This window comes from Pseudoxanthomonas sp. JBR18, assembly GCF_028198165.1.
Lineage (GTDB): Bacteria > Pseudomonadota > Gammaproteobacteria > Xanthomonadales > Xanthomonadaceae > Pseudoxanthomonas_A.
This window is the reverse complement of the sequence record NZ_CP116339.1, coordinates 2,823,418-2,836,322: the sequence shown is the minus strand read 5'-3', so window position 1 is coordinate 2,836,322 and position 12,905 is coordinate 2,823,418. Positions and strand designations below refer to the sequence as shown.

At 66.5% G+C, this 12,905-nt stretch carries 9 protein-coding genes and 2 pseudogenes; 7 read left to right on the top strand and 4 right to left on the bottom strand.

The features are described from left to right. Positions 1-73 precede the first annotated feature (73 nt). The 4 genes from PJ250_RS12715 to PJ250_RS12700 all read right to left on the bottom strand — a co-directional run bounded on the left by PJ250_RS12715 (position 74) and on the right by PJ250_RS12700 (position 4,668). Positions 74-1,018: a DUF6607 family protein gene (locus PJ250_RS12715; RefSeq protein ID WP_271644941.1), complete on the bottom strand. Its 945-nt coding sequence runs from the start codon at positions 1,016-1,018 to the stop codon at positions 74-76. Between the two features lie 86 nt (positions 1,019-1,104). Further along, the gene (locus PJ250_RS12710; RefSeq protein WP_271644940.1) at positions 1,105-3,363 is read right to left on the bottom strand and encodes a TonB-dependent hemoglobin/transferrin/lactoferrin family receptor; all 2,259 of its coding nucleotides are present in this window, start codon (positions 3,361-3,363) and stop codon (positions 1,105-1,107) included. Positions 3,364-3,668: 305 nt separating this feature from the next. Further along, on the bottom strand, positions 3,669-4,301 hold the full coding sequence (locus PJ250_RS12705; RefSeq protein ID WP_271644939.1) for a Hemin transport protein: 633 nt from the start codon (positions 4,299-4,301) through the stop codon (positions 3,669-3,671). 172 nt (positions 4,302-4,473) lie between these two features. After that, complete coding sequence (locus PJ250_RS12700) at positions 4,474-4,668, bottom strand: hemin uptake protein HemP (RefSeq protein WP_271644938.1); 195 nt, start codon at positions 4,666-4,668, stop codon at positions 4,474-4,476. 196 nt (positions 4,669-4,864) lie between these two features. Here PJ250_RS12700 and PJ250_RS12695 point away from each other — a divergent pair, with 196 nt between their 5' ends. The 7 genes and pseudogenes from PJ250_RS12695 to PJ250_RS12665 form a co-directional block, all read left to right on the top strand. Next, positions 4,865-5,710 (top strand): SEL1-like repeat protein, encoded by an 846-nt coding sequence (locus PJ250_RS12695; RefSeq protein ID WP_271644937.1) that lies wholly within the window; start codon positions 4,865-4,867, stop codon positions 5,708-5,710. 108 nt (positions 5,711-5,818) lie between these two features. Next, positions 5,819-7,117 carry a NupC/NupG family nucleoside CNT transporter gene (locus tag PJ250_RS12690; RefSeq protein WP_271644936.1) on the top strand — a complete coding sequence of 433 codons (1,299 nt, stop codon included), beginning with the start codon at positions 5,819-5,821 and terminating at the stop codon, positions 7,115-7,117. A gap of 150 nt (positions 7,118-7,267) precedes the next feature. Further along, positions 7,268-8,218 carry a ribokinase gene (locus PJ250_RS12685; RefSeq protein ID WP_271644935.1) on the top strand — a complete coding sequence of 317 codons (951 nt, stop codon included), beginning with the start codon at positions 7,268-7,270 and terminating at the stop codon, positions 8,216-8,218. Between the two features lie 280 nt (positions 8,219-8,498). Further along, a complete protein-coding gene (gene dusB, locus PJ250_RS12680; RefSeq protein WP_271644934.1) occupies positions 8,499-9,497 on the top strand; it encodes a tRNA dihydrouridine synthase DusB in 999 nt (332 codons plus the stop codon). 944 nt (positions 9,498-10,441) lie between these two features. Continuing rightward, positions 10,442-11,574, top strand: a protein-coding gene (locus tag PJ250_RS12675) for an IS3 family transposase (RefSeq protein ID WP_271644933.1) whose coding sequence is annotated in 2 segments (ribosomal slippage) — positions 10,442-10,691 and positions 10,691-11,574 — 1,134 coding nt in all. Because the reading frame shifts where the segments join, the coding sequence is not laid out codon by codon here. A 16-nt stretch (positions 11,575-11,590) separates the two neighbouring features. Further along, positions 11,591-12,379, top strand: a pseudogene (locus tag PJ250_RS12670) (IS3 family transposase); the annotation flags it as partial. 92 nt (positions 12,380-12,471) lie between these two features. After that, positions 12,472-12,677, top strand: a pseudogene (locus PJ250_RS12665) (transposase); the annotation flags it as partial. Positions 12,678-12,905: the final 228 nt, after the last annotated feature.

Genomic DNA, 12,905 nt, shown 5'->3' with positions numbered 1-12,905 from the left:
GCGGGCGCTCCTGCAGCGATTATAGGGGCGCGTGCATGGGATGCGCCGACGTGACCCGCGTCCGCCGCGACGCTCAGCGTTCGGCCGTGGCCGGCGCGGCTTCCACATACCTGGCGAACACCGCGTCGGTCTGCGCGGCCTCGACCTTGCCGCCCTGCACCAAGGTGTCGGCCTGCTCGAACAGCGGCATCACCATCGCCATGCCATCGAGCTTGGTCTTCAGGTGCAGGCCCGGGGGCGCGTTCAGGAACCCGGCCCAGCGCGCACGCACGCCGGCCCAGAAGTCGCTGGTCGCCTGCCAGTAGGCGTAGGCCGGCGCGAAGTCGACCTGGCTGTCGCGGCGATAGTCGTCGAAGCCGAACTCGCGCGCGATCTCCACCTGGCCGCCGTCGGGCTTGCGCAGCACCTTGGTGTTGAACTGCTCGTGGCTCCATCCGTTGGGCGTGATGGTGTGGCGGTTGACCACGCGCAGGGCGTTGTAGTCGCTACGGCGGGTGTACTCGCGACGCGGCAGCGGACGCCAGCCTTCGTCACTGGTCCAGGTCGCCACCTCGCCGCTGTAGGTCCAGCGGCCGGTGCCGCAGTAGCGCGGCGCGTCGCTGACCTCGTACACGCACTGGGTCCAGGCACCGGCGGTCTCCTGCGGCGACAGCGCGCGCACGGTCCAGGTCTGGTCGGCGCTGAACTCGAACCGCTGCGGCGCCTGGTAGACCCAGTCCTCGCGCCAGTGCTTGGTGACATGGCCACGCTTGCCGTCGACCAGCAGGTGCTGCAGGACCACGCGGGTGGGCGTGTCCTCAACCACGACCACCGCCTCGTCGGCGCTGCTGCGCATGGCCGCGGCGCGCTCATAGCCGGACTGCAGCAGCACGGTCTCGTCGAAGGCGAAGTCCACCGCGAACTCGCCGGCGATCTTCAGGATGGCCGCATGGTCACGGGCCGGATCGGCGGATTGCGCACGCGCCGGTGCGAGCACGACTAGGGTCACGAGGGCGGCGAGCGGCAGGCGTCGGGGCATGGAAGGCTTTCCTTTGATTGGGAACGAAGGCTGGAACCCGGCGGGCGCGGGTGTCGTGCGGCGGCGTGCGAGGCGCATGGGCAGACTCACCATTCCACCGTCAGGCTGGCCGAGACGCTGCGGCCCGGGCTGGTGTAGCGATCCAGCGTCGCGCTGCTCGCCAGCGTGCCCACCGGCACGTCACCCGGGTTGAAGTACTTGCGGTCGCCCAGGTTGAACACGCCCACGTTCACCCGGGCGCCGGGGGCGAAGTTCCAGTGCCCCATCAGATCGGCCACCCCAAAGCCGGCCGGGCGAAAGTAGCTCGCGTCGGACACACGGTCCTTGCGCCGGGCGAAGGTACCGGCCAGCTCCACGCCCCAGGCCTGCGCGTCATAGGCCAGGCCGAGGGTGCCGGTCAGCGGATCGATCGTGTCCAGCGGCACATCGGCGGTCAGGTCCTGTCCGTGCGACCAGGCCGCGGCCGCGCGCAGCGACCAGCCGCTCCAGCCGGCCAGCGCGCCCAGGTCGATGCCGCCCTTGAACTCGCCGCCATAGATGCGTGCCCGCGACACGTTGCGCGACTGGAACACCATCAGCCCCTGCGCGTTGTAGCCCACGAAGCCCTGCGACTCGATGAAGTCGTGGTAGTCGTTGCGATAGCCGGTCAGCGCGGCGTACACCGCCGGGCCGGTGTAGCGCAGGCCCAGCTCGAAGCCGTTGCTGGTCTCCGGCTTGAGGTCCGGGTTGGGGATGGCGGTGTAGCCGAACTGCAGATTGGTGAAGCCCAGGTTGGCATCGTTGTAGGGCGGCGCGCGGAAGCCAAGCGCGTAGCCGCCGTACAGCGACCAGTCGCCGGCGAACTTCCACACCGCGCCCAGCTTGGGCGAGACGCTGGTCTTGCTCAGGCCGGTCACCGCCATGCCCGGGTTGTCCTCGACGAAGATGGTATCGGGCTTGGGGTCCAGGTCGTAATGGTCCACGCGCACCGCCGGCACCAGGCTGAAGCGCTGGCCGAAGGCCATCTCGTCCTGGACGTACAGGGCCGAGGTCGTGGTGTCGGTGATCGGGAAGTCGCGCACCGGGAAGACGTCCGGCAACATCACATTGGTGCTGGTGCCATCGGCGTAGGTCACCCGGCCATCGCGCTCCTGTTCGGTGCGCGTGCGCTGCAGGTCCAGACCGTAACGCAAGGTGTGGACCACGCTGCCGGCGTCGATGGTCTTGAGCAGGTTCACCTGCACGCCGATCTCGCGCTGCTCGAAGTCGAAGCGCCGGTCGCGGCGATGTTGGCCCAGGCTGGCGGTGGTGCGCAGCTCGTGGGTGTCCTGCGTGGTCTGGCTGTCCTGCCAATAGACCTGCCAATCCACGCTGTCGGCCAGCGCCCAGTCCAGCGCGTCCACCTCCTGCGCCAGGGCCACGCGTTCGCGCGACTGATGGTCGGCACCGCGCAGGTCCAGCGTGGTGGCGCGGGTCGAGGCGCTGTAGCCGCGCGAGGTGAGCACGTTGGTGTCGGTGTCGTCGCGGTTGCCCTCCACCGTCAGGCGCAGGCGGTTGGTCTGCGACGGCGCGTAGACCAGCTTGGTCAGCACGCTGGTGCCGTTGCGGTCCTGCGGATTGGGCGCGGTGCGGGTGTTGGCGGCAGTGCCCACCGGCGCCAGGCTGCGATCGCGCCCCATGTTCTCCTGCGCTTGGCCCTGGCGATGGCTGACCGCCGCCAGGCCGCTCCAGCGCTCCCCGCCGAAGGCGGCCGTCGCGCCAGCGAACAGGCCGTTCCAATCACCCGCATAGCCGAACTTGAGGCCAAAGTAGGCGTCCTTGCCCGCCTTCAGATAATCCGAAGGGTCCTTGGTGACGAAGGCGACCACGCCGCCCAGGGCGTCGGAGCCGTACAGCGCGCTGGCCGGCCCGCGCAGGATCTCCACGCGCTTGACCGTGTCCAGGTCGACGAAGTTGCGGTTGGCATTGGAATAGCTGCCGATGGCGAACGCGTCGGGCACGCGGATGCCGTCGGTGATGATCTGCACGCGGTTGGCCTCCAGACCGCGAATGCGGAAGCCACCCAGGCCGAAACGTCCGAAGCTGGAGGTCACCGACACGCCGGGTTCGTAACGCACCAGATCCTTGATGTCGAAGACCAGGGTCTGGTCCAGGCGCTGGCGCTCGATCACATCCACGGTGTTGGGCACGTCGGACACCGCGCGCTGGCTGCGCGTGGCGGTGACCTGCAGCGGATCGAAATCGCGCGTTGGCAGCGCAGCGTCGGCACCGGCCGGTGGGACGATGGCGGGATCGGCGGCGCGCGCCGGGGACGCCAACGCGCAGGCGAGCGCACAGGCAAGCAGGGAAACACGGAACGTCGGCATGACAGGCCCTTTGCAAGGTGACCCGGCAGGCTGGCGCGACCATGCACGGTCGAGGCTGGCGCCCAGGAGGAAGGAGGACGCGGTGACGCAGGGCCACCGCAAGGTGAGGTTCAACAGGCAGGCGCAGGTCGCGGCGATCCCGACATGGCACTGTCGTTTCGGTGAGGCGCAGGCGCCTGGGGTTCAGTCGGAGGTGCTCGCCCCAGGCAAGCGCGGCCCGGCGCGGTCACGTCCGTCCCACACCGGCGGTGCATGCCATCGGGTGAGGCGAGCCGGCGGTCCATGTAAAGGTGGTGCGCGACAGGTCATCGACCGGTTCTCAGGTCGGGCCGGAACACGTAGTCGGCCAGGTCCCCATGCGATATACCGACGCCCACCGATTGCAGCGCGGCCTGCGCGCAGCAGCAGTCGTCCCAGGCAGCCAGTTCGGCGCCTTCGGCCTGCACGATCTCGCGCGTGGCGGCCGCGCCCAGTGCGGAAACCGGCGTCAGACTGGCAGCCAGCACCGCCTGCGCGCCCGAGGCGGGCAGCGCATGCAAGCGGACCGGGCACGCGCGCCACTGTTCGCCGGTCAGGCGCCGGGCCAGGCGCTGCCACAGCCGCTCGCTCACCCCGCGCCCGTGCGGATTGCCGGCCGCATGCGCCGGCAGGCGCGCACTGAGCTGATCCCAGGCCAGGAAGTCGCTGTCCGGCAGCAGGCACAGCCGCCAGCAGCAGGCGCCGTCGCGGTCGAAGAACAGCAGGCTCTCGCGCAGCCCATCGCTTTCCACGCCCGCCTGGATCGCCGCGCGCACCGCCTGGTTCCAGCCGGCCAGCTCACTGCCGTGCTGGGCGCGATACAGGCACAGCACAGTGCCCAGCGCGGCCAGCTGCTGCGGCAGCGGCAGCGAGCGGGCCGCATCGGCGCGCGTGGTCGGCGCAATCGTGTCGAGGGTCATGACCAGCTCCTTGGGCGGATGGCGTCAGGCGGGTGCACCGGCGGCGACAGCGGCCCGCGCGCGGCGATGAGGGAGAGAGGGAGACCCATCGCCGGTCGCGAACTGGCCGCTGCGCCGCCCGGTGCGGGCGTGAACACGGCAGCGGGCGCTCCATCGCCCGCGAAACCAGGGCTTACTTGGTCAGGATCAGTTTGTCGTTGCTGGTATGGCGCAGGCGATAGGTGCGGTCACCGTGCTGGATCAGGATTTCCTTACGCCCCTTGAGCAGCACCTCGCTGCTCAGGACGTCGCTGGGAGGCACGACGCGCGGGCTCTGTTCGTGGGTGCGCGGCAGGGCCGGCGGGAACGCGACGGGATGGACGGACATGGCGGAGCTCCTGGTTGGCGTGCATTGGATGATAATCATTCTCATTGGAGAGTCAAATCGTCGTGATCGATTTCCTCGATCCCTGCGCAAGCACCCGCGTCCACGCCGTGGGCGACACCGGCCATGGCAGACTTGCCGCCATGCCTCAAACCCGCACACCCGCACCGTGACCCCACGCGGAAGGTTCAACCTGGCAATGGGCGTCCTGGTCGCCACGGCCCTGGCCTTCGGGTTCTGGCGCTGGCGGCAGCAGGCACAGGAGGCCGAGGCGATCTCAGCCAGGATCGCCGCGCAAGCCGCGCCCCCGGCGCACAGCAGCACCCTCCCGCGCCCACAGGCCGATCGCGGTGACCGGGGCCCAACCCCCCAACAACCTGTGGCCAGTGCGCCCTTGCCGTCCTGGAACGCGCCCCTCGGCGACCGCTTCGATGACCTGCGACGCCAGGCCGATGCAGGCGACCCGCGTGCCGCCTGCCGCGTGGGCCTGGAACTGGCGCGTTGCGACGCTGCGCCGGACCAGTGCCCGGACATCGTCGCGAGCGATCAACTCACCGCGGCGATCTATCTGCGCAAGGCCGCGGTCGGGGGCAATCTGGATGCCATGGTGCGCTACGCGGTTGGACCGTTCCCTGGGGCCATCGCGCCGGGTCACGCCGCCACCGACCACGGCTACCTGCATGCCCCGGGCTTCGAGGACTGGTATCGCGACGCGGTGCCCATGGCCCAGCGTGCGCTCCACGCCGGCAATCCCCTGGCCGCCGTCCTGCTCGGTCACGCCTACGCCGACGATGATGGCTTGTTCGACGCGCTGGTCCCCGACGATCCGGTGCAGGCCGACGCCTACGCCTTGCTGCTGTCCTATCTGCGCCAGGCCCCTACCCCGACCACCTCCCTGGACCCGCGCCAGCGGGCCCGGTCCGAGATGCTGGCCCAGCGTCTCTATCGCGAATCGTTCGGCAGCCGGCCTGCGGCCTGGCCCATCCCCAGCCAGGTCACCGTGCTGCCCGACGCAAACCCCGGCGCGCCGGCGCCCTGCCAGTAACGCCCGAGCGCGCCATGGCGCGCGCCGGCGCCCGGCGTCTTGCCGCCACCCCCGCCGTCCTCTAGTCTGCGAAAATTGTTGTGTCTTTCGTATGTTCTGGGGAATGCAATGCTGGAAGGTGTCTGGCGGATCGGCTTCGGCCTGTTCGGACTGGTCGTGCTGCTGGGCATCACCTGGCTGTTCTCCAACAACAAGCGCGCAGTGGACTGGCGCCTGGTGCTCACCGGCGTGGTCCTGCAGATCGGCTTCGCCGCGCTGGTGCTGCTGGTCCCCGGCGGCCGCGATGTGTTCGACTGGCTGGGCCAGGTCTTCGTCAAGGTGCTGAGCTTCGTCACCGAAGGCTCGACCTTCATCTTCGGCAGCCTGATGAATGTCCAGAACTACGGCTTCATCTTCGCCTTCCAGGTGCTGCCAACCATCATCTTCTTCTCCGCCCTGATGGGCGTGTTGTACCACCTCAATGTCATGCAGGCGGTGGTGCGGATGATGGCCTGGGCGATCACCAAGGTCATGCGCGTGTCCGGCGCGGAGACCACCAGCGTGTGCGCCAGCGTGTTCATCGGCCAGACCGAGGCGCCGCTGACCGTGCGCCCGTACATTCCCAAGATGACCGAGTCCGAGCTGATCACCATGATGATCGGCGGCATGGCCCACATCGCCGGCGGCGTGCTGGCCGCCTACGTGGGCATGCTCGGCGGCGGCGACCCGGCCCAGCAGGCCTTCTACGCCAAGCACCTGTTGGCGGCCAGCATCATGGCCGCCCCGGCGACCCTGGTGGTGGCCAAGATCCTGATTCCCGAAACCGGCACGCCGCTGACCCGCGGCACGGTCAAGATGGAAGTGGAGAAGACCACCAGCAACATCATCGATGCCGCCGCGGCCGGCGCCGGCGACGGCCTGCGCCTGGCGCTGAACATCGGCGCGATGCTGCTGGCCTTCATCGCCCTGATCGCGCTGATCAACGCGCCGCTGACCTGGTTCGGCGATGTCACCGGCATTGCCGCGGCCATCGGCAAGCCGACCAACCTGGCGACCATCTTTGGCTACGTGCTGGCGCCGATCGCCTGGGTCATCGGCACGCCGTGGGTGGATGCGACCACCGTGGGCTCGCTGATCGGACAGAAGGTCGTGATCAACGAGTTCGTGGCCTATACCGAGCTGGCCCAGATCGTGAACGGTCAGGTGCCTGGTGCCAGCCTGAGCAGCGAGGGCCGGCTGATCGCCACCTACGCGCTGTGCGGCTTCGCCAACTTCAGTTCCATCGCCATCCAGATCGGCGGCATCGGCGGCCTGGCCCCGGAACGCCGTGCGGACCTGGCCCGTTTCGGCCTGCGCGCCGTGCTCGGTGGCTCGATCGCCACCTTCATGACCGCCACCATCGCCGGCGTGCTGACCCACTTCAGCTGAGCCGATACGTGATGGGCTGAACGGACGGGACGCGCCGTTCGTTCAGCAAATCCGGCGTCCACCGGGCGGCCATACAGGGTCTGCGTCATACTGGCGCCCCCCACACGTCCGGCCATGGGCCGGCGTGGATCATTGAATAAAGAGAAGCACATGAGTTCTGTCGTTGTCGTCGGCTCCTTCAATGTCGACCACGTCTGGCGCTGCGATGTCCTGCCCGCCGCGGGTGCCACCATCGCCGGGCGCTACAGCTCCGGGCCCGGAGGCAAGGGCTTCAACCAGGCCATCGCCGCCGCACGCGCGGGCGCAGCCACCACATTCATCTGCTCGCTGGGCCAGGACCCGGGCGGTACGATGGCGCGCGAGCTGGCTGCGGCCGATGGCGTCACCGTCGTGGCCGAGTCCAGCGCCGAGCCCACCGGCACCGGCGGCATCTACGTGGACAACCACGGGCGCAACACCATCGTGATCGGCCCCGGCGCCAACTTCACCCTGAGCCCGGACTTCATCGCCGCCCAGCAGGAGACGCTGGCCGGCGCGAAGATCGTCCTGGCCCAGCTGGAATCGCCGCTGGAAAGCATTGAGGCCACCATGAGCGCCGCGCGCGCGGCGGGGGTGACCACCATCCTCAATGCCGCACCGGCCAATGCGGTGGCCAGCATCGCGCTGCTGCGACAGAGCGACATCCTCACCCCGAACGAGACCGAGTTCGCCGCCCTGCTCGGCCGCCATGTCGGCCAGCGCATGGAAGGCGACGACGTGGCCGCGCTGGACGGCAATACGCTGCACGGCCTGTGTCGCCAGCTGCTGCCGGGCGGCACGGTGATCATCACCCTGGGCGCGGTGGGCGTGTTCGTCTCCCACGAGGACGAACAGCTGCGCGGCGATACCCAGCCGTATTACCGCGTCGGTGCCGAAGCGGCGCAGACCGTGGACACCACGGGCGCGGGGGATGCGTTCAACGGGGCGCTGGCCGCCTCGCTGGCGCAGGCGCCGCAGGCTGCGTTCAACACCCACGTGCGTTTTGCCAACCGCTTCGCCGCCCGTTCCACCGAAGGTGAAGGCGCCGCTGCCTCCATGCCCAGGTTGACGCCCGAGGCGTAAGCACGAGGCAGTGCTTCAACCAGCGCCTGCCTGTGGCACGAGGTGAACGCCGCAACGGGACGGTCTTGGAGGTGGCGAGCAAGCGCGTTGGTCGCCAAGTGCCGCGGCAGCTGCTTGGCGCCCGACTTCAAGACCTGCCGCGGCGAGGTCTTCCCGGCCCGCCGGGCCAACGACGACAACACCGGATGTGGCCCCGGCATGGGCTCGATCAGTCCGCAGCGCGTCGCGCACGCCCTGAGCTCCCGCTGCCGATTTCCCTGCGGCCGCTACAATGATCCGCATGCGCATCGGCCCCTACACGATCGACCCGCCGCTGATCCTGGCCCCCATGGCCGGGGTCACCGACAAGCCGTTTCGCCAGTTGTGCAAGCGGCTCGGTGCCGGCCTGGCCGTGTCGGAGATGACCATCAGCGACCCGCGCTTCTGGAACACCGACAAGTCGCTGCGGCGCATGGACCATGAAGGCGAACCGGCACCGGTCAGCGTGCAGATCGCCGGCACCGAACCACGACAGCTGGCCGAGGCGGCGCGCTACAACGTCGACCACGGCGCGCAGATCATCGACATCAACATGGGTTGCCCAGCCAAGAAGGTGTGCAATGCCTGGGCCGGTTCGGCGCTGATGCGCAACGAAGCCCTGGTCGCGCGCATCGTCGAGGCGGTGGTCCAGGCCGTGGACGTTCCGGTGACGCTGAAGATCCGCACCGGCTGGGATGCCGCGCACCGTAACGCGCCCACCATCGCACGCATCGCCCAGGACGCCGGTATTGCCGCACTGGCCGTGCATGGACGCACCCGCGATCAGCAGTACACCGGCGTGGCCGAGTACGACACCATCGCCGCGATCAAGGCGGCGCTGACGATTCCGGTGTTCGCCAACGGCGATGTGGATTCACCGCGCAAGGCCGCGCAGGTGCTGCGCCAGACCGGCGCCGATGCGGTACTCGTCGGTCGCGCCGCACAGGGGCGGCCGTGGATCTTCCGCGAGATCGCGCATTACCTGGCCACCGACGAGGAACTGCCACCGCCGTCGGTGACCGAAGTGGGCGACATCCTGCTCGGGCATCTGCGGGCGCTGCACGACTTCTACGGCGAGCCGCAGGGCGTGCGCATCGCGCGCAAGCACCTGGGCTGGTATGCGAAGGACCGCCCCGAAAACGCTGCCTTCCGCGCGGTCGTCAACCGCGCCGAGACCGCCGACGAGCAGCTGCGCCTGACCGCCGATTACTTCGGCGCGCTGGCCGCCGGCGTGCCGGCACCGTTCGCCGTCGCGGCCTGAGCCGGCCCGTGAGCAAGCGAACAGGACTGTCCCAGCACGAAATTTAAATATTAGCTTCAATACATCCAAATCACAGTAAGGCTCTGCATCTAATACCAAGCAATGCAAACTGCTCAACACGATGTACCAGCAGGTAATTTTCGCGATGGCATTTCCCTGCGCAGGACTAGCCAGCGCAGAGAAATGCAAAATTGCCCCAAAATACAGGCCAGAAACATCACAGCACCAAAAACGGCAGCATGCCGAACGACTTCGCCGTGCTGATAAATAAATTATCTCGCACTAGAGCCAACTGGCGGTCGAGACAGAACCACTCTCATCTCATTTGACTAGCGAAGCACTCGCAAAATAAATGCACCCGATCTGTTACGGATCTATGCTGGCAACAGGAGGTTCAGGCGTCGGTGCGCCAGGATCGCAAACCGTATAAGTTATGTATGAAGTACAGCTGCCATTCTGGTAAGCAAGACATTGCTGGACTGGGTGGCACGATGGCCCGGGGATGGGGGTGCCTGGAGGATAAACTCCACAATCGTCGTGATAAACCCCCCCCCACGTGCACCCAGCAAGGGCAGAACCACTCCAAGCAAGACTTACAATACCCACCAAAAATATCATGAAAGGTGCGCGATTTTTAGAAATCTTCATAGTCCATCCTTAGTTTGTAGTTCACGTCGTTATGCGGGTAAATTCCTAAATTAAAGCAAGACAACCAGTGCGCCCGCGTGACATCCTTACCCGAAGCACCGAAGCCATGTCAAGGATGGACTTCGTTATTCCCGCTTTGCGTAATAGGGTCGCAAAAAAATTTGGCTCCCGAGGTGCTCCTATTGAGGACGGAAAGGAATGGGCGCTATAAATTCCCTGCCGCTAAGGTGACCTGCCGGGTGATTTCCGGACCGGTTGAGAGTTGAGAGGATGGCTCCTGACAGAGCGAGGAGCCCATGCGCAAGTCCCGATTTAGCGAAGACCAGATGGTCAAGATCCTCCGTGAAGCCGACAGGGCACCGGTGGCCGACGTTGCCAAGAAGCACGGCGTCAGCGAGCAGACGCTGTACGTGTGGCGCAAGCGCTACGGTGAGCTCGAGGCAGCCGACGTCAAGCAGCTACGCGGCCTGCAGCAGGAGAACGCCCGGCTGAAGAAGCTGCTGGCCGAACGGGACCTGGAGGTCGAGGTCATGCAGGAGGTCACCGCAAAAAAGTGGTGAGCGCGCCGGCACGGCGCGCTCTGGTTGCGGTGCTGGTCGAACGCGGAATCAGTCAGCGCCGCGCCTGCGCGATTGTGGGCGTGCCGCGCTCCACGCTCGGCTACGTTGCCACCCTGCCAGCCAAGGACGCGCTGGTGATCGAACGGATGAAGCACTATGCGGCCATATATCCTCGGTTCGGCTATCGTCGGATTCACGTCTATTTGGAGCGAGAGGGCCTGCGGATGGGCTGGGACCGGATGTTCCGGCTCTGGCAACAGGCCAGGCTGCAGGTGCCGAAGAAGCGACCGCGCAAGCGCGTGGCTGCGTCCCGGCCGCGACCATTGCCGGCCGTGGGCCCGAGCCAGGTCTGGGCCTATGACTTCGTCTTCGACGGCTGCGCCAACGGCCAGGGCCTGAAGTGCCTGATCGTGACCGACGAGTGGACCCATGAGGCGCTGGAAATCGATGTCCAGGGCAGCATCCGTTCCCGACGCGTGATCGAGGTGCTGTCGCGGCTGGTCAGTGACCATGGAGCACCTCGTTACCTGCGGTCGGACAATGGTCCGGAGTTCGTCAGCCGAGCAGTCCTGAATTGGCTGCAGGGCGCCGGCATCGAGACTGCCTTCATCGAACCGGGCAAGCCTTGGCAGAATGGCACCGCAGAGAGCCTCAACGGCAAGTTCCGCGACGAGTGCCTGAGCATGGAATGGTTCCGGAACCGGACCGAAGCGCGAGTCATCATCGAAACTTGGCGCCAGCGCTACAACGAGGATCGGCCACACTCGAGCCTCGGCTATCGGACACCCAAGCAGTTCAAGAAAGACCAGCAACAAGAACAGCAAACAACACCCACCACCGAGCCATCCTCGACTAATCAGTGGTCCTAAAAAGCCCGGCAGGTCAGTGGCGATGTCGCGCTCAGCGTTTTCGTACAAGGCCAAGGCGCGCGACTGCAGCGCCATCCGCTTGCGGATGCGCGAGATCACGCAGACGCGCATCCACTATGGTTGCGAGCGGGTGCTGGTGATGCTGCGCCGGGAGGGGTGGCGCGATAACCACAAGCGCGTGCATCGCATCTACAAGGAAGAAGGCCTGTCTTTAAGGCATTGCCGGCCGCGTCGCAGCCGAAGCAGTCGTCGCAGGCAGCCGATCAAAATTGCGACCGCACCCAACACGCTGTGGGGGATGGACTTCGTGAGTGACGCATTGTTCGACGGCCGTCGCTTCCGGCTGTTACCGGTGCTGGATCACTTCACACACGAGTGTCTGGATATCGTCGTCGATCAGTCCCTGTGTGCTGACGACGTGGCTGAGGCGGTGACGCGCCTGGTTGTTCAACGCGGCAAGCCGGAAGCGATCAAGGTGGATAACGGCAGTGAATTTGCTGGCAAGGTGCTGGACCGTTGGGCGTATGAGGCTGGCGTTGAGCTGGATTTTTCCCGCCGTGGCACACCGACGGACAACGCGATGGTGGAAAGCTTCAACGGCCGGCTGCGGCAGGAGTGTCTGAACGAACATTGGTTCTTGTCGTTGGCCGATGCGCGGAGCAAAATCGAAGCGTGGCGGCGCTTCTATAACGAGGAGCGTCCCCACAGTGCACTGGCATGGAAAACCCCTGCGGAATTCGCCCGAGAACACGGGTCCCAAGCGAATTCCCAGGTGCCGAAGAAGGTCGGAATCTCTACCGGCTGATGGCCCTGCTATCGGGGGTGGGTCACAAAGCCGAATTTTCCAGTTCTGCTCGGGCCTAGTACGGGGAGAAGGTCACAAGCGCAAGCGCGGCGGCCAAGGACCGGGAGCACTTCATTGCCGGTTTGCGGGCCAAGGTGGAGCGCCCGTTCCGGGCGGTCAAGCGCCAGTTTGGCTACACCAAGGTGCGCTATCGCTGCTTGCCAAGAACACACGGCAGGTGCTGACGCTGTTAGCGTTGTCCAGCCTGTGGATAGTGCGCGGGCAATCGTCGCCGGCGACAGGAGCCGTGCGCCTGTAAGGCGGAAAGTCCCGTCCAGGAGCCTTGAATTCATCGCCCCCATTGAAGTCTGGCGCCCAACGCGCCTTCCATAGCGCAAGCTGATCATGAAGCCGCATTGTTCAAACCATGCCTAAAGGAGCTGACCAGCCACCACCTTCTCACAACCCTCCAAGCGACCATCTTCGCGCAAGCAACTCACCCATCCCCCAATCTACAATCTAAAAGCGCGTAGATACCGCTGGCGCA